The sequence below is a fragment of the bacterium genome, from assembly GCA_035295165.1.
Classification (GTDB): Bacteria; Sysuimicrobiota; Sysuimicrobiia; order Sysuimicrobiales; family Segetimicrobiaceae; genus JAJPIA01.
The window spans coordinates 109365-133117 of the sequence record DATGJN010000103.1; the positions used below are offsets into that span (position 1 = coordinate 109365).

Sequence of the window (23753 nt, forward strand, 5' to 3'; positions counted from 1 at the left end):
ACCACTCCCGGAGAACATCGGGCTCTGGAAGATCTGGCTCGTACACGGTGCGTGTTCGATCCGCCAATCCAGTCCGAGCGTCGTCCGGCGCTTGGCACAGCCGCCGCGGTCCCGCCGAGGCGCCGGCGGCCGCCGCGCTGCTACGGGCCCGAGGTTGCGGCGCTCCTCACCCGGTCCGGTGGCGTTGAGAACCAAACGAGGGGTATGTGCCGAGCAGCTCACATAGGTGGCATGTTGGCCGGCTTTCCCAACCACGACGCGGTCAATGTGGCCATGCCAAAAAGGACAAGGCCGAGGCCGGCCACCCGGCCGATGAGCGGGCCGTGGCGGAAGATCTTCTCGGCGAAGATGACGGCCGCCAATAGCACCATCCAACCCAGATTCATCAATCCTACCGCGAACAGTACGACCATGAGACCCCAGCAGCAACCCACGCAGTAGGCGCCGTGCCGAAACCCCATGGTAAACGCGCCGCCATAGCCGTCGCGCCAGGACTGGAGCAGGAAGCCCAAGGGTGAGCGGCAATGCTGCAGGCAAACCCCTTTCAAGGGGCTCCATTGGTATAGGCCGGCCAGAACGAGCACAATGCCTGCGACCGTCGGACTGTACGCCCGGAGACCGGGTGCCGTCATGCTCACAGCCGGCACCGCCAGTGACAGGAGATAGGCGCCAAGGCCAAAGAGACTCCAGATCGCTAAATAGCCGGCCAGGAACACCCAAGTCGGCACCGCCGACCTGGCGGTGATGCGTTGGTTGCGCCCGACGGTGGAAAAGAGCGACACCATGGGCGCCACTGACGGGAACATCATCGCCACCATCATGCTGACCCAGACCGGCAAGAAGAGCGTGACCGGAGTCGGTCCCATTGCCATGTTCCGCATATCGGCGATGTTCCCCATGCCCTGGGCCTGGATCACCGTGATCGTCCAGCCGATCGCGGCGAGCAGCAGCAAGGCCAGCCAGAGCCAGATCCGCGGCCGCTTGGATATCCCGAGGGGTGGGGTTGCCATCGTGCCTCAGGCCGCGCAGGGTAGTCGCGGCCCCGTCACGTGCTGGACATACGGAGCCTCAACGATCATGCGGCCCAAGAGAACGGAGCAGAGTGGCCATTCTTCCCGTCGTTCGAGAACTCCAACCCGAAGGCTTTCACTCGCGCCTTTGTCGCTTTGGCGATCGTGAGCGTCGAGTTCGCTGGATGAAACGCCCCTGTGATTTTGGATACCTCTCCCGTCGGACTCCCTGGTGGCACGAAGTCCTCGATCTCAATCTCGGCGGCGTCGCCGATCTTCACTCGGTGCCGGCGCCCGTCGTCCTTGTACTCAATGGGCACCACTTCCATCCCCAACATCTCTCCGATGAGCGGTGCAAGGCCTGCCATTGGTCCACCGAGTTTCCCGGAGAAGACGGCACCAAGTTTTTCCTGTTGCTTCGGGGAGGCAGCCGCATCCATGAACACGCCGACCCGCCACTTGCCTTCGAGCATCTGGCGCGGCGTGTCAGCCAGCACGGCGATGGTACGGTTGCTGACATCCACCCCTTCGATCTCGCCTGAGGCCACATGGAATACGAGCACGACCCGGCACCGCTCGTTGTCCGCGGGCATGGTCAGGCCAGAGGTGCTGCAGGGGCAGACCATGTTGCAGTTACAGTTTTCAAAGTACGTACCGTTAAGGCGCCACGCCATAGCGCTTCGCCTCCTTTGTCTTAGACGGTCAGGGACTTCCGTTTTGGTGCCTGAATCCCTCCCATTGAAACGCACCCAACCTTACGGACCCTGAGGCACGAATGGTGCACACCCAACTGACACTTTCCCTGCAAAGGCCCCCATGCGCAAACCCGTATAGGACAAGGATTGGCGCGCGATGAATCGACTCCTCAGGTGTCGGGTTGCGGCGAGCGGTGAAGGACCGCCGCAGCACGCCGCACCGAAAGCGACAGGCGCTCAGGTTCGGTGCCGAGTTTACCGGATCGCGCGCTGCGCCATACATGGCAAGGTGCCCGGCGCGTGCTTTCGCAGGATGAAGTGCGGGGGCGCTTGGCATGCGTGGCGATCGGGCCCGGGTGCTGGCCCGGCGCTTCTCGGATGCCTAGCGGCAGCCAAAGACCGAGCACGGCATCGCCCCGTGCGCTAGGTATTGAAAACCATGGTTTTCTGCGTCTCGGAAATACGGAGGGAGACTTCAGTGCTGGGGGTGGTGCGCGGGGGCTCGAGGTGCCGGCGCGGCCGCTCCGGGCATCTTCACGAGCTGTGCCACCCGGCGGGCGCGCCTTGGCCCGAGTGCCACCTCGGGGGAACGGGCTCGAGGGCCGGGAAGGCCGGGCGGGTACCTTTGGGGAGGGGTTCAGGCGTAAAAATGGAAATGTGTGCTAACTCGTCGCCGAAGGGTCCGACATGGCGCGCGCGGAGCTGGTTAGGGCAAAGAGAGCCACGACGCGATTCTCGATCCGGGAGCTTGGGCCACGGACGTGGCGCGACTTCGCGCAAATCGTTGGGAAGCACAACGGTGTGTGGGGCGGCTGCTGGTGCGTCACTTTCCACCGCAGGCCCGGTGAGCGCTACGGAACGCCGGCGCACAACGCGGCGCTCAAGGAGAGACTTGTTCTCGCGGGTCGATCCCACGCGGCTCTCGTCTACGATGGGACCCAGATAGTGGGATGGTGTCAGTTCGGACCCCCCGCCGAACTCCCGGGCCGGATGACTGGGTACGGCAAGTTGGGCCTCGACCTGCCCGACTGGCGAATACCGTGCTTCTTCGTCGACCGCGACCGGAGGCGGGATGGAGTCGCCAAGGCCGCGCTGCGAGGGGCGCTGCGCATCATCGCGGCCAAAGGTGGGGGGACGGTCGACGGATATCCAATTTCCGTCCGCGGGAAATCGTACTCGAGTTCGTTCCTATGGGGCGGAACCGAATCGATGTTCGCCGAGGTTGGATTCAGTCTCGTCGGCCGCTTGGGCACGAGCAAAGTGGTGATGCGAAAAGTCGTTCGTAGTCGGTAACAAATACCAACCAGCATCCTGCGACGTGCACTTGCACTCGTGTCTGCGATTCCCCAGCGTCCGGCTTAACGCGTGCAATTTGTAAGCATTATCGTTACGCGTGCACACAGGTATGCGTGGATGTGTGCACGGCGAGGCGCACCCGAGTGCATAGCGCGCCCCGCCCGAAACGACGCAGAACACGCGCCAACAATTGCACCTCGAGTGTCTACCCCAGCGACCCAGCGCGAGCCCATGACTGAGCGTGTTCTCTACCGCCTCAACAGTAACACCGGCCCAGCACCTACGGGCGGGGTCCGCCGTGTCGATGAACAGACCAAGACGAACCGCACTCATGGCGCGGGGCGGGACGGAGCGGGGCGCGCTCGAGGACCGCGTCAAGAACGCGATGGGATCTGTGCGCCGTGGCTCCAACACGCGTAACCGCTCAGCACAGAGTCTCCTTATGGCTCCGGGCGACATACGCTTCCGACTTGGTTTGCTCCGCAAGGATTTGTCCGAGCGACGGCAAGGCCGATCTGTCCACGTGGGTCATCGGGTCCCACAAGTGGGACCGCATCAGGGCTTTACCACCCGCCATCATCCCACACCCTCCCAGCGCGACACGGGCCGCGAAACCGATGAGTGCGCCCCCGGGGCACCCCGTGACGGATCCCCCGCGCATGCGTCACCGCGCCCCATTGAGCCCCCGCAGGTTCGGCAATCGATCCCATACGGCCTCACAATGCGAATTGAATTAGACCGAGAGTGGCGTTTCTTGACGCAATCTTGCGATGTCCTTGGTCGGCGCACTGCCGAACACCCGACCGTAGTCTCTAGTGAACTGCGAAGCGCTTAAATATCCAACGAGGCGGCTCGCAGTGCCGGCGTCCATCATGTTGGACAACATCAGGCGCCTCGCCTCTTGGAGGCGCAGTCGCTTTTGATAGTGCAGCGGGCTCATCGAGGTGACTGACTTAAAGTGCTCGTGGAACGAGGAGACACTCATGTGTACCAGCCCCGCCAAGTCTTCGACCCTCATGGGTTGGGAGAAGTTGGCGCGGAGCCAAGAAATCGCCTCCGCAACTCGGTGCACGCCAGACTCTGCAAAGCCCATTTGAGCCACGCGAACACCAAGAGGGCTGCGTAGCAGCCAGATCAAGATCTCATCCACCACGAGCGGGGCGAGTAGTTCAGCGTCCCCGGGCTGCGCGAGACTCTCCACTAACCGCGTCGCGGCGTTGACGATACTCACGTCGACCGGAGTGACGTACACGGCGCGCCTCTCTTGAACCGGAGCCAGACCGTTCGGATACACCTTCAACACCAGCTCCGCAATCTTTTCGGGGTAGAGGTCCAGTCTTAGAGCGAGGTACGGCTCGGAATGGCTGGCTCGCGTGATCTGGGCAGCAACCGGTAAGGCTACCGAGAACACAAGCATACGCGACGCGTCGTACTCGTAGGCCTCCTGACCCACGATCACGGATTTCGCTCCTTGTGCGATGATGCACAAGGAGGGCAGCTGGACGGCATGCACACAGTCCGTGTGCGTTCGTGAAAAACGACTGGCGTGCAAACCGGGGATGTGAAGGTCGAACACGCCGTCGTGAGGGGCATAGGCGCAGATCAGGCGTGCGAGGTTGGTCACATCTCGTTCACGTGGGCCGTCGACGTCGCGGTGGAGACGCATTTTTGTCAGATGATCTTCAAGATCTTGAGAACGGTTCCTTTGCAGTGATGACGACGCCATCTGCGTCACCGCCTCCTCGACGGGCCGCTTTCGCTCGTGCCTCGTGGGCAACGTCTCACTGGATAAACGCGATGTTCTCGTGAACTAAGAGCTTGTCGAGCGCGGCACGAGTTTGATCGTCGCGGATCGTGCCATAGCGCTAACGATGTGGCTGACGATGCTTGCGGCGTACCGGCGGTATTTTGCGCGGTACGCGGCGTCGATCTGATCGTTAATCTCGGGGTCGGCGTCCACGAAGGTGACGTCCTTGCCGATGCCGCCAGCCTGGATGTGTCCTTCGTGGCGCGCCCGGGTGCCACGGAACCAGGCGCCGCTGCGCCCGTTGACGGCTCTGACGTAGAGGTCGTCGCCGTGGCGGACGACCCAAATCGTCACCGGGTGTCGTAGCGTGCCGTCGCGTCGGAGTGACGCGATCTCCAACTCTTCTGCCGCCCCGATCTTGGCGAGCTCGTCGTTCGTCCAAGTCGTCATCGGCGTGTCTCCTTCTATGATAGCTCTGGGTGGTCTGAGCAATGGCGCGTGTTCAGAGCCGGTGCTTCAGAACTCGATCAGGACCTTGATCGCCTCCCGTTCGTTCATCGCCCGGTAGCCGTCAGGCACCTCGTCGAGACGCACGACCCGATCGAAGACTCTGCCCGGTTCGATCCTGCCTTCGAGGACGTCCGGTAGGAGTTCCTTGATGTACGCGCGGGCCGGGGCGGGGCCGCCGCCCACGGTGACGTTGTTGTAGAATGCCGGCCGCGACGCGGGCATCGTCTCGTCCTGGGGAACACCGACGCGGCCGACTGCGCCACCCGGGCGGGCGATGCTGAGCGCCGTGAGCATCGACTGCTCCAGGCCGACGCACTCAAGGACAGAATGGACGCCAAAGCCGCCGGTCAGTTCGCGCACGCGCTCGACCGCCTCGTCGCCTCGCTCGCTCACGACGTCGGTCGCGCCGAACGCTCTCGCCAGCGCGATCCGGTTGGGATGACGGCCCAAGAGGATGATCCGCTCGGCGCCGAGGCGCCGTGCGGCGATCACACCGCACAAGCCGACGGCACCATCGCCGACGATAGCCACGGTCTTCCCAGGGCCGACCTTAGCGGCAAGGGCAGCGTGATGGCCCGTTCCCATCACGTCTGAAAGCGTGAGCAGCGACGGCATCAACGCGTCGTCTGCGCCGACCGGTAGGACGACGAGCGTTCCGTCGGCCTGGGGGACACGCACCGCTTCGGCCTGTGCTCCGCCGACGTCACCCGTGCCGAAGAACCCTCCGTGGATGCACGACGTCTGAAGTCCCTCGTGGCAGAAGATGCAGGTGCCGTCCGAGTATGCGAAGGGCATGATGACGACATCGCCGGCTTTAAGGGTGCGGACGTCGGCGCCGACGGCTTCGACGACGCCGATGGCCTCATGTCCCATCCGGCGGCCGGTCTGGCTGTGTTCCATCGTCTTGTACGGCCAGAGATCGCTGCCGCAGATGGCGGCACGGGTGACGGCTACGAGGGCGTCGGTGGGTTCGATCAGGCGAGCGTCGGGGACGGTCTCAATACGGACGTCGCCGGCGCCGAACATGACAGTTGCGCGCATAGGGGCTCACCTCCGACTACGGTAACGGTGTTGCGGCCAGTGGCGATGATCGCGTTTCCCGGCGGCAAGGGCGGCCTTGGCGACACTTGCGCCCACTCCGCGGCCCACGCCGATGACACACCGGAGTTTCCTCATGATTGCTGCCGTGTTATCCAGTCCTTGGTCCGGCGTCGTATTGTTCGTCGCTGACCTTTTCCATCCAGTCGGCGGTCTTGCCGTCGAGCTGTTCCTGAATGGCGAGGTGCGTCATGGCCGTGGTCGGAGTGGCACCGTGCCAATGCTTCTCGCCGGGCGGGATCCAGGTTACGTCACCCGGCCGAATCTTCTCACTCGGGCCACCCCAGCGCTGCGCCCGGCCGCACCCAGCTGTCACGATCAGGGTCTGGCCCAGCGGGTGGGTGTGCCATGCTGTTCGAGCACCGGGCTCGAACGTGACGCTGGCGCCGAGCGCGCGTGCCGGGCCGTGTGCCTCGAACAAGGGATCAATGCGTACCGTCCCGGTAAAGTACTCGACCGATCCCTTGCCGGAAGGCCGTGAGCCGCTTCTGTTGATGTTCATCTTCAGAATCTCCTCACGTCATGGCACTCGTCGTTTTGTCTCGCGTGTGTGGACGGGTGACACACGTTGCCCGCTCTGTGAACTGCGGAATGCAGCTGGCGAACGCGTTTGCTGCGGCTCAGAGACCGGTCCTCTTCTCCAGGTTTTCGGGGTACCGCGCCCCTTGGATCGTGATCGTTGAGGCGGCGCTGTTGAGCTCGCGGAGATCGCCCGACGTCAGTTCGACCGCGACCGCCCCGATGTTCTCTTCCACGCGCTCCAGCTTCCGGGTGCCTGGGATCGGAACAATCCACGGCCTCTGGGCAAGCAGCCAAGCGAGCGCGATCTGCGCAGGGGTCGCCTTCTTCCGTTCTGCGATCTTGCGAAGCAGATCTACCAGGGCCAGATTCGCCTTCCGAGCCTCCGGCGTAAAGCGAGGAACGATGTTGCGGAAGTCGGACGCGTCGAACGTCGTGTGCTCGTCGATTCTTCCCGTGAGGAAGCCTTTCCCAAGAGGACTAAATGGAACGAACCCGATTCCGAGTTCCTCGAGCGTCGGCAGCACTTCCTCTTCAGGGCGTCTCCACCACAGCGAGTATTCGCTCTGGACGGCCGTGACCGGCTGGACTGCGTGTGCGCGGCGAATCGTTTGCACTCCTGCTTCAGACAGACCAAAGTGCTTCACCTTGCCTTCTCGAATCAAGTCCTTCACGGTTCCCGCCACGTCTTCGATCGGCACGTCCGGATCCACACGGTGTTGATAGTACAGATCGATCGCATCGACCTTGAGTCGCTTGAGTGACCCCTCGGCGCTTCGCCTGATGCGCTCGGGCCGACCATCCACAGCCTGCTGCCCGCTGGGATCGATCTTGATCCCGAACTTGGTGGCGATCACCACTTGCCCGCGGAGAGGAGCTAACGCCTCGCCCACGAGTTCTTCATTTGTGAACGGACCGTACAGCTCGGCAGTATCGAAGAATGTGACGCCGCGGTTGACGGCGCTGCGGATCAGAGCAATCATCTCCGGCTTATCTGCAGCCGGGCCATACGCAGTGCTCATCCCCATGCAGCCGAGCCCGATGGCCGAAATCTCGAGGTTGCTATTCCCAAGTCTGCGCTGTTGCATTGTATCTCTCCGAGGTACCGCGTAGGAGCCTCACGTCACTTACAAGCATAGGGCGCTGACCCTTTGGGCTGTTGCCTAATTCGCCAAAGTTCTTGCCAGATTCTCCGAGATTCCACCGGGTAAGACCGAAGGTGGGTAGGTGGACGGTCGTGCTGAACGACACAGATCGAAGGAAGCGCCGGAGAAGATCCCGCGGGGCGGGCATTGCCGCGAGGTCCAGAAGATACCCTAGTAAGAACGCGAGGCGGTGGTGACGTAGTGGCATGCGACGGCGTGTCCCTGGCCGATGTCGCGGGCAGGCGGGTCGATCTCGTGGCACGGTTCGAACGCGTGGGGGCACCGTCCGCGAAACGGGCATCCCGTGGCCGGCAGGGACGCGGACAGGTCGGCGTTCAGCTCTCCCGCGCCGACTAGCCATCCGGGCTCGAGGCGCGAGCGAGACGCCAGCAGCGCCTGCGTGTACGGGTGGCGGGCGCTCTCGAGCGGAATCCCCGGGGGCAGTATCTCCACGATCCGCCCACCGAACATGACGGCGATTCTCGGGGCGATGTACCGGACCACGTGCAGGTCGTGGCTGATGAAGATCATGCTCAGGCCGAGCTGCGTGCGCAGATCGGCGAGCAGGTTGAGGATCTGCGCCTGAATCGACACGTCGAGCGCGCTGACCGGTTCATCCGCGATCAGCACCTCCGGCTCGGCGGCAAGCGCCCGGGCGATGCAGATCCGCTGGCGCTGCCCGCCGGAGAAGTCCGATGGGTACCGGTCGACGGCGCGGGCCGGAAGGCCTACTTGGTCCAGGAGCTCCTCCACGCGTCGGGCGATCCGGTCGCGCGCCACCAGGCGGTGCACGAGCAGTACCTCTCGGAGCGTTGATCCGACCGTCAGTCGCGGGTTCAGGGACGAGTATGGATCCTGAAACACCACCTGGATGCGCCGCCGCGACCTTCGGAGGGGGCCCGTGCCGAGACCGGTGAGATCGGTTCCGTCGAGCACCACCCGCCCGGAGTCCGGCCGCTCCAGCAGCGCGAGGCAGCGCGCAAACGTCGATTTTCCCGATCCGCTCTCCCCGACGATGCCGATCGATTCGCCGCGCTCGAGCGAAAGCGAGGCATCCGCGAGGGCGGGACGCACCGCGTCGTGGACGCGCCGGCCGGCCGCCGCAGGGACCCATCCCCGGCGGTGCGCATAGGTTTTCGTCAGGTGTTCTGCGATCAATAACATCTAGACGCAGGCCGAGTCCGCCGCGGCGAGGCCGCGGCGCATATCGTCCAGCCGGTCGATCCGGATGCAGCGTGACCAATGTCCAGGTGCCGTCTGCGACAACGCGATCGGCGCCGCGCTGCACGCGTCGACCGCCAACTCGCAGCGAGAGGCAAACGCGCACCCCGGAGGAAGGCGCCCCGGATCCGGCGGCACCCCCGGGATCGCCCGCAGCCGCTCGCCGGTCACGGCCTCGGGCAGGCTGTTCATCAGCCCGATGGTATAAGGGTGCTCGGGCCGCTGGAGGACGGTGCGGGTTGGGCCGAGCTCGACGAGTTCGCCAGCGTACATCACCGCCACCCGGTCGCACACGCCGGCGACAACGCGGAAGTCGTGTGAGACGAGCAGCAGGCTCATGCCCTGCTCGCGCCGCAAGTCGTCGAGCAGGCGCAGGATCTCAGCCTGCACGATGACGTCGAGCGCGGTGGTGGGTTCGTCGGCCAGCAGCAGCGTCGGCCGCGCCGCAAGCGCCATCGCGATGTGGATGCGCTGACGCATCCCGCCGCTGAACTCATGAGGATAGGCGGCCGCGCGGCGCGCCGCGTCGCGGATCCCGACGCGCTCCATCATCTCGATCGCGCGCGTCCGCGCGGCGCGCGCGCCGAGTCCCTCGTGGGACCGGATCACCTGCGCGATCGCGTCGCCGACGCGCAGCACGGGGTTGAGGGCGGTCATTGGGTCTTGAAAGATCATGGCGATCGTGGATCCTCGGAGCGTCTGCATCTCTGCGTCGCCAAGCTCCAGGAGCGAGCGGGCTCCGTACGTCACTCGGCCTGCGGCACTGGCTCCGCGCGGCAGCAATCTCAGGATGGCGCGGCAGGTCAGGCTCTTGCCGGATCCGCTCTCCCCCACCAGGCCGAACGCCTCGCCCGCGGCGATCTCGAACGAGACGCCCCGGACGACCGCATGGCCGCTACTCCGGAACGTGACCGTCAGCGTCTCGACGCGAAGGGCGTCCTTAGGGCGCATGGACCCGCCGCACGATGTCGGAGACGCTGTCGCCGATGAGGCTCACGAAGAAGCTCGTGACCACGATCGCGACCCCGGGGAAGATCACGACCCAGGGGGCGGTGATGATGAAGTTCCTGCCCTCGGCAATCATCACGCCCCACTCCGGTGTCGGCGGTTGCACGCCGAGGCCGAAGAACCCGAGCGACGCGCCGGCCAGGATGTCCAGCACGAAGTCGCTCATGCCGAAGACGAGTGCTGGGACGATCACGTTCGGCAGGAGGTGGCGGAACACGATGCGCGCGTCGCTGTACCCGAGGCTTCTCGCGGCCAAGATGTACCCGCGGCCTCGGACGCTCAGCGCCTCGCCGCGCACGATGCGCGCGTAGGCTACCCAGCTCACGAGCGAGATTGCGATGTAGAAGTTCCTGAGACCCGGGCCGAGCATGGCCACGATCGCGAGCACGAGCACGAGGAACGGGAACGCCGTGACCACGTCGATCACCCGGCCGAGGATCGCATCCGGCCAGCCCGCGTAGTAGCCTGCGAACAGCCCGATCACGACGCCCATGATCAGCGGGATGATGACGCCGATCGTGCCGATCTGCAGGTCGATCCTGGCAGCATAGAGCACCCGCGTCAGGATATCCCTCCCGAGCTGGTCGGTGCCGAACCAGTGCGCGGCGCTCGGCGGCTGAAGTCCGCTGGCGAGCCCGAGCGCCGTCGGATCGTACGGCGCGATCAGCGGCGCGAACGTCGCGAGCGTGCCGACCGTGAGGATCCCGGTAAGCCCGAAGCGGAGCGTCCAGCTCGCCGTTGCGCCCCGACGGCGCTGCGCGGGTCCTGTCGCCGCGACCGGCGAGACGGCGCTCATTGCTGGAACGATACCCGCGGATCAAGGACGGCGTAGGCGAGATCGGTGAGCAGGTTCACGAGAATGACGAGGAACGCGAGCACGAGCGTCACGAACTGCACGATCGAGTAGTCCCGCGTAAGGATCGACGTGATCAGCAGCGACCCCACGCCCGGGACCCCGAAGACCTGCTCGATGATGATCGTGCCGCCGATCAACCACCCGATGTTGAGGCCCAGGACCGAGATAAACGGGGTCAGCCCGTTGCGCAACAGATAGCTGACCAGCAGCGTGAGCGGGCGGAGCCCCATCGCGAGCCCGGTCGTGACGTAATCCGAATTCAGGACCTCGATCAGGCTGCTGCGGAGCGCGCGGACGAGGATCGGCGAGATGTGCAGCGCGATGGTCAGTGCCGGCAGCGTCAGGTGCCATGCCGTGTCGAACCCGCCGGCGCCAATGCCCCCGAGCGGAAACAACCGGACTTTGACGCTGAGCAGCAGCGCGAGCACGATGCCCAGCCAGAACGACGGGATCCCGATCGTGCCGGTGAACACGAGCCGGATCGCGTGATCGACCGGGGTCTCGCGCCGGACCGCGGCGAGGGTGGCGAACGGGACCGAGATCAGGAGCCCAATCAGCGCCGCATAGCCGATCAGCATCAGCGTGACCGGAATGCGCTCCATCGTGAGCGTCGAGACGTTCTCCTGGTAGAAGAACGACAAGCCGAAGTCGCCGCGCGACGCGTTCCCGAGAAAGTGCAGGTACTGGCGCCAGATCGGGAGGTTCAGCCCGAGCTGGTTCTGCACGCGCGCAATCAGCTCGGGGGTCGCGTGCTCCCCCAGGATCGCGATCGCCGGGTTGCCCGGGATGAGGCGGATCAGCATGAACACCACGATGCTGACGCCAAACAGCACGGGCAGGATCAGCAGCAGCCGCCCCGCGATGTAGCGAATCATCCGGCGATCGCGATGCCCGGGATCTCAGCGCCCGCCGTTACCCGTCGACCTCCGGGGCGGACGCAGCGCCGTCACCGCTTGCTCACGTTCTCGAAGCCGTACTTGCCCTGCGAGTTCGGTGCGAACCCCACGACGCTCGGAGAGCTCGCGTACAGCCGCGGCACGTCCACGACGTAGATCTGCGGCGCGTCGCGATTTTCGATCCGCTGCAGCTGGGTGTAGAGCGCCTGACGCTTCTTCGGATCCAGCTCGCGCCGGGCCTGGGCGACCAACTGCTGGGCCTGCGCGTTGTTGTAGAACGTGTGCGCGGCGTGCTGCGACTTGAAGTCCATCGCCACACCCATCAGCTCGTCGGGGTCCGGCGTGTCGTTCGTCCACGCCGCGTTGAACACGCTGTAGTGCTCGGCGTTCCGGAGCTGGATCAGCGTCGTGGTCTCGACCTGCTCGATCTTCAACGTGACGCCGATCTGCTTGAGGCCGTTCCCCCAAATCGTCGCCGCGTCGAGCAGGGTCTGGTTGCCCGCGGGGAGCTGGACCGTCAAGGTGAAGCCGCCGGGGACCGAACTCTTCGCGAGGAACGCCTTCGCCTTGGCCAGGTCGTACGTCATCGGATCCGCGTTCGGATCATAGTAGAGCGTCGTCGCCGGCAGCAGCGACTTCGCGACCGTGGCGAGGCCGAAATATACGTTCTTCGCCACGGCCTCCCGGTCGATTGCGTGCGCCAGGGCGGCCCGCACGTTCACCTCGTCGAGCGGCTTGATGGTCTCGTTCAGGGTGTAGCGCAGGACGGCGGTGCCGTCCACGGCGTAGACCTTCTGGCCCACCCCTCGGATCTGCTTGACCTGGTTCGGCGGTACGAAGTCGATGAGGTCGACCTGGCCGGACTGCAGCTGCAGCACCCGGGTGTTGTCGTCGCCGACGACCCGCATGACGATCCGATCGATCGTGGGCTTCCCCGGCTGCCAGTAGTTCTGGTTCTTGACGAGCGTGAGCTGGGAGCCTTTCTGCCAGCTCTCCAGCGCGAACGCGCCGGTCCCGAGCGGGTGCTGGGTCATGGCCTGCCCGTACTTATCGTAGTTCGCCTTGGAGTAGATGCTCGCGGCGAACGTCGAGAGCGCGGCCAGCAGCGGCGCGAACGGCTCCGACATGTGCAGCGCGATCGTCCTGTCGTCGACCTTGGTGACGGACTTTACCGGGGAGAAGAGGAAGCCCCATTCGCTCTTTTGGTCGATTGCTCGCGTGAGCGACAGCACGACATCGTCTGCCGTGAGCGGCGTCCCGTCGGAGAACTTCACGCCCTGTCGCAGCGTGAACGTCGCGGTGAGCCCGTCGGGGGACATCTTCCAGGACGTCGCGAGCTCCGGCTGCACGTCCCTGTTCGAGGGCGCGAGTTTCACGAGGCGGTCGTACACGACCATCTGCGTGAAGATCGAGGGATCATCCCCGGTCGGGTACGGGTCCCAGGTCAGCATGTCCGCGTTTCGCGCCATCGTGAGTGTCGCCACCGGAGCGCCGGCCGACGGCCGCGGGAGCAACATGGTGACCGGGACCAGCAGTGCCATCGTCACGAGCAAGCTGACCGCGCGCAGTGCCGTCAAGCGAATCCGCGTTCTCGGCCGACTTCCGACCATCGAATCTCCCCTCCCTCTGGTCGGCCCCGGGCCGGGGCCGCGTCCGTGTGGCTGTTCCCACTGATTAGGTCATACCGGGGCAAGTCCTGCTCGAGATCCGGCAATTGCGCGTCCAGCTGTCCGGCGGCGATGTAACGGGGATCGCAGCGCCGTGCGGTTTGGGTGGAACGGGCCCGACGGGCTTACTCCCGCTCCAGTTCGAACTCCTGGTGCAGCGCCTGGACGGCCCGCTCGACGTCCGCGGCCCGGATTACGCAGGACACCTTGATCTCCGAGGTGGCGATGAGCTCGATGTTGATGCCGGCGGCGGCGAGCGCGCCGAACATCCGCGCCGCGACGCCCGGGTTGCTGATCATGCCGGCGCCGACGGCGCTGACCATGGCCACCTGGTCGTCCGCCAGCACCTCCGCGGCGCCGACCTCGGCGGCCACGGCGCGCACGGCCTCGACCGCGGCGATCATGTCGGATGCGCCGACCGTGAACGAGATGTCGGCCCGCTCACTCCGCGGCACGCTCTGGATGATCATGTTCACGTTGACGTGGCGCGCGGCGACGGCGCGGAAGATCGTATGCGCGGCCCCGGGCCGGTCGCCGACGCCGGTTGCGGTGATCTTCGCGACCTTCCGATCGTGCGTGATGCCCGTGACCACTCGGCGGCGTTCCATCGAGCCGTCCGTCACCATGGTTCCCTCCCGATCCACGAAACTGCTGCGCACCTCGAGCGGCACCCGATACTGTTTTGCCAGCTCCGCCGCCCGCGTCTGGAGAACCAGTGCTCCGGAGCTGGCCATCTCGAGCATCTCGTCGTACGAGATCTCCCGAAGCTTTCGCGCGTCCGGGACGACACGCGGGTCGGCCGTGAACACGCCCTCGACGTCCGTGTAGATCTGGCACAGGTCCGCGCCGAGCGCCGACGCGAGCGCGACGGCGGTCGTGTCGGAGCCGCCCCGTCCGAGCGTCGTGATCTCCGCGTCGTCCGTGATCCCCTGAAACCCCGCCACGATGACGATTCGGTCCGCGGCCAGCTCCTGGTCGATGCGGCGGCGGTCTACGTCGACGATGCGCGCGCGCGTGTGCACCCGCTCGGTGCGGATGCGCGCCTGCCCTCCCGTCAAGGAGATCGCCTCCCGACCCTGGGCGTGAATGGCCATGGCGAGCAGGGCGATGGACACTTGCTCTCCCGTTGCCAGGAGCATGTCCATCTCGCGGGCCGGCGGGCGGTCGGTGATCCGGCGCGCCATCTCGACGAGGTCGTCGGTCATGTCCCCGGGCGCCGAGACGACCACCACCACGCGATGTCCCGCCGCCTGGGTCGCCACGACCCGTCGCGCCACGTGGTTTACGCGGTCCGCGTCCGCGACGGAGGTGCCGCCGAATTTCTGGACGATCAACCCCACCTGGATCCCCCCGCCCGTACGTCCGCCGGCCGGTCGCCGGCCCTGCGCGGTCCCGCCTCGCCTCGTTCCCGACGCACACGCCTACGCCCGCGTTTCAACGACGGCGCCCTCGGTGTCGATTTGAAGATCCAGCGTTCGGCACCGTACGCCCGCGGCCCCGAACGCCTCGGCCATGGCCGGGCCGACGCCCGGCGGCCCGCCAAACGCAAGGACCGTCGGTCCCGACCCGCTCAAGGCCACCCCGTTCGCGCCGGCCCGGCGTGCCGCGGCGAACACTTCCGTCAGCCCCGGGATGAGGGCCGCGCGGTAGGGTTGGTGCAGCCGGTCCTCCGTCGCGTCGCCGAGCAGATCGGGCCGCCCGCCGCTCAGCGCCGCGACCAGCAGGGCCGTTCTCGTGACGTTGAACACGGCGTCGTCGAACGGCACGCGCGACGGCAGCAGGCGTCGCGCTTCGCCGGTCGAGACCGCAAAGTCGGGCACCGCCGCGACGACGGACAGCGGCGGCGGGGCGAGACGCATCGCGCGCACGCCGGACGGGGTCCCGGCGCAGACCACGAGGCCTCCGAGCAGCGCCGCCGCCACGTTGTCCGGGTGTCCCTCGATCTCCGTCGCGAGATCGAGCAGCGCCTGCCGGTCCAGCGGGTCGCCGAGCAGCGCGTTGGCCGCCAGGGCACCGCCGACGATCGCCGCGGCGCTGCTTCCCAACCCCCGGGCCAGGGGGATCCGGTTGTGCTGGCGGATGCCGAACGCCCGGGGCGCCGTCGTTCCACGCGCGCGTCCGGCGCGATCCACGACGGCGGTCGCCGCGCGGTGCGCGAGGTGCGACGCGTTCCGCGGAAGCGTCTCTCGGCCTTCGCCCTCCACGTCGATCAAGGGCGCGTCGGCAGCCCACAGCTCCAGCGTGTTGTGGAGGCGCAGGGCGAGCCCGACCGCGTCGAAACCAGGACCGAGGTTCGCGGAGGTCGCCGGCACGCGGACCGTAATCATCGCGCGGCGAGCGCCGCCTCGACGAGGTGCTCGAGGGCCTCCATCGTGGCCGGCACCGGCTCGGGGCGGCGCTCGGTGCGCAGCACGGCCTCCGGGTCCTTGAGGCCGTGGCCGGTCAGGACGCTGACGATGACGAGGCCGGCGGGCAGGCGCCCCTGGCGCGCGCGCTTCAGCAGCCCCGCGATCGGGGCTGCGGACGACGGCTCGACGAAGAGGCCTTCCTCGCGCGCGAGCAGCGTGCGCGCGGTGAGCAGTTCCTCGTCGGTCACCGCCTCGAAGGCGCCGCCGGACTCGCGGACGGCCGTCTTGGCGCCGTCCCACGACGCGGGACGCCCGATCCGAATCGCGGAGGCGACCGTCTCCGGATGCTCGACCGGGCGGCCCAGTACGAACGGTGCCGCGCCGGCGGCCTGGAATCCCCACATGCGCGGCCGCGACGCGATCCGGCCGGCGCCGTGATACTCCGTGAACCCGCGCCAGTACGCAGTGATGTTGCCCGCGTTCCCCACGGGAATCGCGAGCACGTCGGGCGCGCGGCCCAGCGCGTCGCAGACCTCGAACGCGCCGGTCTTCTGGCCCTCGATCCGGTACGGGTTCACCGAATTGACCAGCGTGAGCCGGAACCGCGGCGCCCCCTCGCGGACGATCCCGAGCGCGTCGTCGAACGAACCTTCGATCGGCACGACGCGCGCGCCGTGGGCCAGCGCCTGCACGATCTTGCCGAGCGCCACGCCGCCGGCCGGGACGACGACGAAGCACAGCAGTCCGGCGCGCGCCGCGTAGGCCGCCGCCGACGCCGAGGTGTTGCCGGTGCTCGCGCACACGACGGCGCGACTCCCCTCCTCGACCGCCTTGGAGATCGCCATCGTCATCCCGCGGTCCTTGAAGGAGCCGGTGGGGTTCGTGCCCTCGTACTTGAGATACAGCGTCACATCCGGGAGATGGCGCGCCAACCGGTCCGCGCGCACCAGCGGCGTGCCGCCCTCGAGCAGGGTCACGACCGGGGTGCCGGCCGTCACGGAGAGATACGGCCGGTATTCCTCGATCACGCCGCGCCAGCGCTGCGGCGCGCCGGCCCGCCCGGGCGCCGAGGCGTCCACGCCTACACCTCGCCTACGACGCGGATCGCGCTCCGGACGCTGTGGAGGACGTCCAGTTCTCCGAGCCGGGACAGGACGCGGCGCATCTGCGTCTCGAGCGCGGTATGCGTCACCATGATGATTTCCGCCGCATGCCCGCGGCTCTTCTGGACGATCGACGCGATGCTCACGCCCTCCTCGCCGAAGATCGTCGCGATCCGGGCGAACACGCCGGGGCGATCGGTGACCTGCATCAGCAGATAGAAGGGGGATGCGGTCTCCTCGATCGGCCGGATCGGTCGGGAGGTGAGCGCGCTCCACCCGACGCGGCCGTGCGCACCCGCGGAGCGGTTCCGCGCCACGTCGATCAGGTCGGCCACGACCGCGCTCGCCGTCGGGTCTCCGCCGGCGCCGCGACCGACCGTCATCACCTCGCCCGCGAAGTCGCCGCGCACGAACAGGGCGTTGAGCTCGTTGCGGATCGCGGCGAGCGGGTGACCGAGCGGCAGGAACGCCGGGTGCACGTGGGCTTCTACGCGGCCGTCGTAGTCGCGGGCAATGGCGAGCAGTTTGACGGCGAACCCCAGCTCGCGGGCGAACGCGATGTCCTGGGTCGTGACGCGACGGATCCCCTCGCGGTAGACATCGTCGGCCCGCACGGGCGTGTGGAACGCGATCGTCGCCAAGATCGCGAGCTTCGCCGCGGCGTCGTGGCCGTCCACATCGTCGGACGGGTCGGCCTCGGCAAAGCCGCGGCGCTGCGCGTCTTCGAGCGCGCGGTCGAACTCCCATCCCTCGTCGGCCATCTTCGTCAGGATGTAGTTCGTCGTGCCGTTCAAGATGCCCCACAGCTCGCTGACCCGGTTCGCGGCGAGCGATTCCTTGAGCGGCTGGATCACCGGCAGCCCGGCGCCCACGCTCGCCTCAAGCCGGAGGTCGACGCCGGCACGGGCCGCCGCCCCGAACAGCTCCGGTCCGTGGCGGGCGATCAGCTGTTTGTTGGCGGTCACGACGCTCTTCCCGCGTTCGATCGCATCGAGCAGCAGCGCGCGCGCAGGCTCGATGCCACCCATCACCTCGGCGACGCAGTCCACCCGCGCGTCGGCGACGACGTCCGCCGCGTTCCCGGTGAGGACGCCCGGGTCGAACACGATCCCGCGGCTCTTCTCAGGGTGGGCGACGGCGATGCGGACGACGCGGAGCGTCAGCCCCGTGCGCCGCCGGATCTCCTCGCCGTTGGTGCGAAGGAGGCGCACCACCGCCGCCCCGACCGTGCCGCAGCCGAGGAGGCCGATGCGGAGTTCGTCTGCGGCGGGGCGGCGCGGCGTCACCCCAGGACCCCCATGTCCGTCAGGCCGCGGCTGAGCCGCCGTCGCTCGTCGTCCGTGAGCGGGAGGGCCGGCGGCCGGGTGGTCGCATGCGGAATCAGGCCGGCCATGACCATCGCTTCTTTGACGATGACGAACGCCGGCGCGTCCTCGCCGTAGACGGTGGGGATCGGCGCCAGCGTCCTGGCGTCCTCCGCAGCATCGGTCAGGCGGCCTGCCGCCGCGGCAGCGTAGACCCGGACGAATGCGTCGGGGAAGAAGTTGGCCGACCCCGGCACGCACCCGTCGCCCCCGATCAGCATCGTGTTGAGCAGGTGGTAGTCCATCCCGCACAGCACCGTGAAATCGGGGCGCACGGCGCGCGCGAGCGTGAGCGTTTCCTGGATGTGGGCGATGCTGTCCACCGTGTCCTTTATGCCCGCGATGTTGGGGCGGTCGGCCACGAGACGCGCGACCAGCTTTGGCGGGATGTTCCGTCCGGTGAGCGCCGGGAAGTTGTAGATGTAGACCGGAAGCGAGGTCCCCACGGAGAGCAGCCTGAAGTGTTCGTAGATCGAGCGATCCGGCGGGACCCAATAGTATGGAAGGACCGCCACGACTCCGCGTGCGCCGATTTCCTCCGCGTGTTCGGCGTACGCGATCGCCTCATCGGTCCACGGACTGCTCACGCCGATCAGCACCGGCACGCGGCCGCCCGCGGTGCTAACGACCAACTCCGCGAACGCCCGCCGTTCCTCCCGCGAGAGCGCCGTGAACTCCCCCGTGGTCCCGAGCGCGAACAGGCCGTGCACGCCGTGACGGATCAGCCACTCAAGGTGGCGGACGTTCGCCGCCTCATCGATGCCGCCGCGCTCGTCGAACAGGGTGACGACGGGCACGATCACGCCGCTGAGCCGTTCCGACGCCTCCGCGCGGGCGTCCTGGGACGAGCGAAGATACCCCGTCACGAGCTCGCGCGCCTCCGGTGCGCGCTCGTCAGGGACGAGGAGATCACCCCACACGCCGGTCGCGCGTTCCACGACCTCGCCGTACCCGGGAATCTGGCGGGACCGGAGCACCACCGGGATGCCGGCTTCCTCGAGCAGACCCTGGAGCATCAGCGCCTCGGCCTCGTCGTGCGCCTTGTGCACGGTCTTCATCGCATGGCCTCCTGCTTGATCGCGAGCCAGAGCCGGTACACCTCGTTCCGCCGAAGCCCGCTGGTGCGCGCCGCACGGCGCACAGCCTGAAACGGCGCTTGCCCCTCGGCCAGCGCCGCCCGGAGCGTGGCACGGGCGGCCTCCTCGGCGTGCGTCGCGGCTTCATCCGAGGGGGGCGTCGCCGACGGCGCGCGAGCGATTGCGGGCGCCGCCTCGACCACGAGCGTGAATTCGCCCCGGGGCGGATGTAACGAAAAATGTTCAAGGGCTTCGCGCACGCGCCCCCGCCACACCTCTTCGTGCATCTTTGTCAACTCGCGCGCCACGGCGATCCGGCGGTCGCCCCACACCTCGCTCAGGGCGGCGAGCGTCTTTCGCAGGCGGTGGGGAGCCTCATACAGCACCAGGGTGTGTGGGAGGGTGCGGGCAGCCTCGAGGGCGCGCCGCCGCTCAGCCGACCCGACCGGAAGAAACCCCAGGAACGTGACCGGCGCGGTCGGGAACCCCGACACGACGAGGGCGGCAAGCAGCGCGCTCGGGCCCGGGACCGGGACGACCGGGACGCCCGCGGCCGCCGCGGCGGCGATCAGCGTCGTCCCGGGATCGCTCAGCCCCGGCGTGCCGGCGTCCGACACGAGCGCGATCGAGTCGCCGCCGCGCAGGCGCGCGATGAACTCGGGGATCCGCGCGACCTCGTTGTGTTCGTGCAGGCTGATCAGGTGACCCGGGATGTCGTGATGGGCCAGCAGTTTCCGCGTGTGCCGGGTATCTTCGGCCGCAATGACCGCCGCCTCGCGGAGCACACGCAGCGCGCGAAGCGTAATATCCTCAAGGTTCCCGATCGGGGTCGCCACGAGATAGAGCGTACCCGGCCCGGCCTGCGTCACGTTCTCACTATAGCAAAATGAGCGACCCCGGCGGGGCAGGGGCGCGTGCGGTCGGCCCGGACGCCCGCTATCCGGGGGCGCGGCCCCCCTCGGCATGGGCGCGGTGGCGCTCGTAGTACCGCCGCGCCTTGGCTCGATTGCCGCACCCCTTCATGTCGCACCACCGCCGCGTCCGATTCCGGCTCAGGTCCATGAACAGCCAGTCGCAGTCGGCGCCCGCGCACCGTCGGACGCGGCGCAGGTCGGGCGAGGTCAGGAGGTCCGCCGCGGAGTGGACGACGGGCCACACGATGCGCTCGAGCGCGTCCCTGTCGTCCGCCCACGCCCACGCGAACCCTTCCGGCGTCTTGACGATGCGATGGTGCTGCAACGCCTCCGACAGCGCCGAATTTAGCAGCTCGACATCGACCCGCTCGGGGGCGCGGAGATCCTCCACCGACGCAGAGAAGATCCGGAACAGCGCCTCTCGGAGCCGCAGCGCTTCGGCGAGCACGCCTCCGGCGTCGCGCGGACGGCGTTCCGCGGCCTGGGCGAGCCGGTCGGCGACGTCGTACGTGATTGCTCCCGATTGCCGGCCCCAGGACACCAAGTCCTCGTAGGAACGCAGGCGCTCCGTCGGACGCGCGCGTGAACCGCTGACAGTATCAACGAAATTCAAGCACAACGACCCACCCGAGAGATCGAAGACGTATTCCTGCGATTGTCGTGCTTCGTCCGTTGTCATGATCCCGCCTCGCCGCCGGCATGGGAGTCTCCGGCCGGGCCCCAAACTGACATCACGTTCAAAGTTGTGTTCGCAATATAACCTTCAATTTGCTATTGACAAGTTATCATATCCGTACTACGATGTCACTAGCAAAACGAGTATAGCAGGTTATACGCTAGGTGCGCAAGGGGTCGGGTTGGCCGTGTCGAGGGGCACGAGGTTTCGCGCCAGGAATCGGATAGATCCAACTCGGGCGAGAGCGGTATGCTCGGAGGCGGACGGCTAGACATACATCAGTGGTATATGATATATTCAATGTCATCACATATCAGGAGAATATGATGCATCAGTACGTGAACAGCGGTGAGCCGGAGGTGGCTGCGATGAGCATCGATCTCAACGACACGCACGTACGGGAGTGGATGGCGGCGGCGTTGCCTGCGATTACACCCCGGACCACGATCGGGACCGCACTTCGTCTGCTGCGGGAGCATCGAGCGACGGCGCTCCCGGTTCTCGAGAACGCTCGATTCGTCGGCCTCGTGGACGAGAAGTCGCTGCTCCGGTTTACGCCGTCCGAGGCGACGACGCTGGATGTGTACGAGCTTCGCGACGTGCTCGACCGGATGACGGTCGCCCGCGCAACCGCGCCGGCCGCCGCGACGGTGACGCCGGACACGCCGCTGTCGACGGCCGCTGCGACCATGCGCCTGGCGTGCGCGCAGGTGCTGCCGGTGATGGAGGGGGACCGCCTCGTCGGACTGCTTCCCTGGACGCGGTTGCTTGCCGCCGCGAGCGGGGACGCTCCAGGCGCCGATCTCGCAACGATCGTCGCCGGCCGTGCGCCGGTGGTGTCGTAGACGCTGGCTGTCTTGAGCCGGTATGTTGATTCTGTCTGTGGAGGGACTCGACCATGCACTGGAATTCGTACGCGTACGAGGTGATCACAAAGGAGCGCATCGGCGCTTGGAGGGAACAAGCGTGTTCCGACCGGCTGGCGCGCGCTGTGGAATCGGGGCAGGTGCGGGGGAGCGCGCTCCTCGGTCGGCTCGCGCGCCTGCTGGGAGTTCGGCCGGCCGCGCGCGACCGAGCGCTTGCCGCGGTGGTGACGAAGCCGTGCGGGGCGACGGGGGACGGCCGCGCGGCGTGACGCGCACCGGGGTCGATCCGTCGAGGGCGACGCGGGCGTTCCACTCGATCACGAACGGGGGGAAGCACAATGGGGAGCAGGATCGACCTGCTGCTTCGCGGGATTGACGAGGTCTTCAACGTGAGCGGCTGGCAGATCGCGCTGCGCGAGGCCGTCGACGTGACGGCGGCCCAGGCGGCGTGGAGTCCGGGGCCCGGGCGCAACTCGATCTGGAAAATCGTCAACCACGTGTCGCTTTGGATGGAAGATGTCGCTGACTGCATGGCCGGCGTTCCGCCGAAACCGAAGGGGTGGGCGGCCGGCGCGGACTTCCGCGAGATCGAGAGCGTGACCGGCGAGGCGTGGCGCGCCTCGGTGGAGCGGCTCGGTGCGGCCCACACGCGACTCAAGGCGGAGCTCGCGAAGCGAACCGATGCCGAGCTCGACGCGCCGAGCCCGGGCAGGTCGGTTGCGCTGTCGAGCACGATCCTCGGCCTGATCGCGCACGACGGGTACCATTGCGGCCAGATCTGTTACCTTCGGGCGCTGCAGGGGATCCCCGCGGGATACTAGCGCGTGCCCGACGAGGCCGTCTTTCGCCTTCCGATCGCCGGTGCCCGCGGCGAGCCGGTGGATCTGCGGCGGACGTTCCTCTCCCACGGCTTCGGCGATCTGCCGCCGATGGCGTTGGATCGGGACACGCACGTGCTCGAGGTCACCGTCCCCGTCGCGGGCGGCCGGCCGCGGACGGTGCGCATCGCCCCCGCGGAGGCCGGGTGGGCGTCGGTGCGTGTGGGCGGCGGTCCCGTGGGTTTTCGTGCGGGCGAGCGCCTGCGCGTTGTGCTTCGCCACATCCTGCGCCTTGATGAGGACCTGTCCCCGTTCTACGCCGCGGCCCGCGGGGATCCCGAACTCGCGTGGGTCTGCGGCGGGGCGGGGCGCATGATCCGGAGCCCCACGGTGTTCGAGGACGTCGTCAAGACGATCTGCACCACCAACTGCTCCTGGGCGCTGACGCGGAAGATGGTCGGAACGCTCGTGGAGCGCCTGGGGAAGCCCGCGCGTGACGCCCCCCAGCGCGGGTGGCGCGGCAGGGGGTTCCCGTCGCCGGAAGCGATGGCGCAGGCTCCGCTGCGGTTCTACCGGGACGTCGTCCGTGCGGGCTATCGCGGACCGTACCTACGGGCGGTGGCGCGTGCGGTGGCCGACGGGTCGGCGAACGTCGAGGCGCTCGCGCGATCCGGACCCTCATCGCTCTCCGACGACGAGATCGCGGAACGGCTCGTCGTCCTTCCCGGGGTCGGCCCGTACGCCGCGTCGCACATCATGATGCTGCTCGGGCGCTACTCACGGTTGACGCTCGACTCGTGGACCCGGCCCGCGTACGCGAAGCTGCGCGGCCGGCGCCGGATCGCGGACCGGACGATCGTCCGGGATTTTCGCCGCTACGGTCCCTACGCGGGGCTCGCGTTCTGGCTGTTCCTCACGCG

General features: G+C 67.4%; 24 protein-coding genes. 5 read left to right on the forward strand and 19 right to left on the reverse strand.

The window, feature by feature from the left end:
* Window positions 1-218: 218 nt before the first annotated feature.
* Window positions 219-1010, reverse strand: a complete 792-nt coding sequence (locus VKZ50_17845) for a DUF2182 domain-containing protein (protein ID HLJ61590.1) — start codon at window positions 1008-1010, stop codon at window positions 219-221.
* Window positions 1011-1075: 65 nt separating this feature from the next.
* Window positions 1076-1684, reverse strand: a complete 609-nt coding sequence (locus VKZ50_17850) for a DUF1326 domain-containing protein (GenBank protein HLJ61591.1) — start codon at window positions 1682-1684, stop codon at window positions 1076-1078.
* Between the two features lie 708 nt (window positions 1685-2392).
* Here VKZ50_17850 and VKZ50_17855 point away from each other — a divergent pair.
* Window positions 2393-2998: a GNAT family N-acetyltransferase gene (locus tag VKZ50_17855; protein ID HLJ61592.1), complete on the forward strand. Its 606-nt coding sequence runs from the start codon at window positions 2393-2395 to the stop codon at window positions 2996-2998.
* 736 nt (window positions 2999-3734) lie between these two features.
* On the opposite strand, the gene VKZ50_17860 is transcribed toward VKZ50_17855, so the two are convergent.
* The 17 genes from VKZ50_17860 to VKZ50_17940 form a co-directional block, all read right to left on the reverse strand.
* On the reverse strand, window positions 3735-4727 hold the full coding sequence (locus VKZ50_17860) for an AraC family transcriptional regulator (GenBank protein ID HLJ61593.1): 993 nt from the start codon (window positions 4725-4727) through the stop codon (window positions 3735-3737).
* Window positions 4728-4811: 84 nt separating this feature from the next.
* Complete coding sequence (locus VKZ50_17865; protein ID HLJ61594.1) at window positions 4812-5198, reverse strand: DUF2255 family protein; 387 nt, start codon at window positions 5196-5198, stop codon at window positions 4812-4814.
* 66 nt (window positions 5199-5264) lie between these two features.
* Entirely contained in the window at window positions 5265-6299 is a 1035-nt protein-coding gene (locus VKZ50_17870; GenBank protein HLJ61595.1) for a zinc-dependent alcohol dehydrogenase family protein, read from the reverse strand.
* A gap of 148 nt (window positions 6300-6447) precedes the next feature.
* Window positions 6448-6858, reverse strand: a complete 411-nt coding sequence (locus VKZ50_17875) for a cupin domain-containing protein (protein HLJ61596.1) — start codon at window positions 6856-6858, stop codon at window positions 6448-6450.
* Between the two features lie 118 nt (window positions 6859-6976).
* On the reverse strand, window positions 6977-7963 hold the full coding sequence (locus VKZ50_17880; GenBank protein HLJ61597.1) for an aldo/keto reductase: 987 nt from the start codon (window positions 7961-7963) through the stop codon (window positions 6977-6979).
* A 228-nt stretch (window positions 7964-8191) separates the two neighbouring features.
* Entirely contained in the window at window positions 8192-9184 is a 993-nt protein-coding gene (locus tag VKZ50_17885) for an oligopeptide/dipeptide ABC transporter ATP-binding protein (protein ID HLJ61598.1), read from the reverse strand.
* Entirely contained in the window at window positions 9185-10192 is a 1008-nt protein-coding gene (locus VKZ50_17890; GenBank protein ID HLJ61599.1) for an ABC transporter ATP-binding protein, read from the reverse strand.
* Window positions 10182-11045 carry an ABC transporter permease gene (locus VKZ50_17895; protein ID HLJ61600.1) on the reverse strand — a complete coding sequence of 288 codons (864 nt, stop codon included), beginning with the start codon at window positions 11043-11045 and terminating at the stop codon, window positions 10182-10184. Before VKZ50_17895 ends, VKZ50_17890 begins: the two co-directional genes overlap by 11 nt.
* On the reverse strand, window positions 11042-11980 hold the full coding sequence (locus VKZ50_17900) for an ABC transporter permease (protein HLJ61601.1): 939 nt from the start codon (window positions 11978-11980) through the stop codon (window positions 11042-11044). The genes VKZ50_17895 and VKZ50_17900 overlap by 4 nt, the downstream gene beginning before the upstream one ends.
* A gap of 71 nt (window positions 11981-12051) precedes the next feature.
* Entirely contained in the window at window positions 12052-13611 is a 1560-nt protein-coding gene (locus tag VKZ50_17905; GenBank protein HLJ61602.1) for an ABC transporter substrate-binding protein, read from the reverse strand.
* A 182-nt stretch (window positions 13612-13793) separates the two neighbouring features.
* Window positions 13794-15008, reverse strand: coding sequence for an aspartate kinase (locus VKZ50_17910; GenBank protein HLJ61603.1), 1215 nt, complete (start codon window positions 15006-15008; stop codon window positions 13794-13796).
* 81 nt (window positions 15009-15089) lie between these two features.
* Complete coding sequence (thrB, locus tag VKZ50_17915) at window positions 15090-15995, reverse strand: homoserine kinase (protein ID HLJ61604.1); 906 nt, start codon at window positions 15993-15995, stop codon at window positions 15090-15092.
* A complete protein-coding gene (gene thrC / locus VKZ50_17920; GenBank protein HLJ61605.1) occupies window positions 15992-17095 on the reverse strand; it encodes a threonine synthase in 1104 nt (367 codons plus the stop codon). Before thrC ends, thrB begins: the two co-directional genes overlap by 4 nt.
* 2 nt (window positions 17096-17097) lie before the next feature.
* Complete coding sequence (locus VKZ50_17925; GenBank protein HLJ61606.1) at window positions 17098-18405, reverse strand: homoserine dehydrogenase; 1308 nt, start codon at window positions 18403-18405, stop codon at window positions 17098-17100.
* Window positions 18402-19541, reverse strand: a complete 1140-nt coding sequence (locus VKZ50_17930; GenBank protein HLJ61607.1) for a dihydrodipicolinate synthase family protein — start codon at window positions 19539-19541, stop codon at window positions 18402-18404. The genes VKZ50_17925 and VKZ50_17930 overlap by 4 nt, the downstream gene beginning before the upstream one ends.
* The gene (gene rsmI, locus VKZ50_17935; GenBank protein ID HLJ61608.1) at window positions 19538-20428 is read right to left on the reverse strand and encodes a 16S rRNA (cytidine(1402)-2'-O)-methyltransferase; all 891 of its coding nucleotides are present in this window, start codon (window positions 20426-20428) and stop codon (window positions 19538-19540) included. Before rsmI ends, VKZ50_17930 begins: the two co-directional genes overlap by 4 nt.
* A 67-nt stretch (window positions 20429-20495) precedes the next feature.
* Window positions 20496-21152: an ABATE domain-containing protein gene (locus VKZ50_17940; protein HLJ61609.1), complete on the reverse strand. Its 657-nt coding sequence runs from the start codon at window positions 21150-21152 to the stop codon at window positions 20496-20498.
* A 323-nt stretch (window positions 21153-21475) separates the two neighbouring features.
* Here VKZ50_17940 and VKZ50_17945 point away from each other — a divergent pair, with 323 nt between their 5' ends.
* From VKZ50_17945 to VKZ50_17960, 4 genes are all read left to right on the forward strand, one after another.
* On the forward strand, window positions 21476-21994 hold the full coding sequence (locus VKZ50_17945; protein HLJ61610.1) for a CBS domain-containing protein: 519 nt from the start codon (window positions 21476-21478) through the stop codon (window positions 21992-21994).
* A gap of 53 nt (window positions 21995-22047) precedes the next feature.
* Window positions 22048-22284 carry a hypothetical protein gene (locus VKZ50_17950; GenBank protein HLJ61611.1) on the forward strand — a complete coding sequence of 79 codons (237 nt, stop codon included), beginning with the start codon at window positions 22048-22050 and terminating at the stop codon, window positions 22282-22284.
* 69 nt (window positions 22285-22353) lie between these two features.
* Window positions 22354-22836: a DinB family protein gene (locus tag VKZ50_17955; protein ID HLJ61612.1), complete on the forward strand. Its 483-nt coding sequence runs from the start codon at window positions 22354-22356 to the stop codon at window positions 22834-22836.
* Window positions 22837-22839: 3 nt separating this feature from the next.
* The coding region (locus tag VKZ50_17960; GenBank protein HLJ61613.1) for a Fe-S cluster assembly protein HesB at window positions 22840-23753 on the forward strand (914 nt) is incomplete at its 3' end.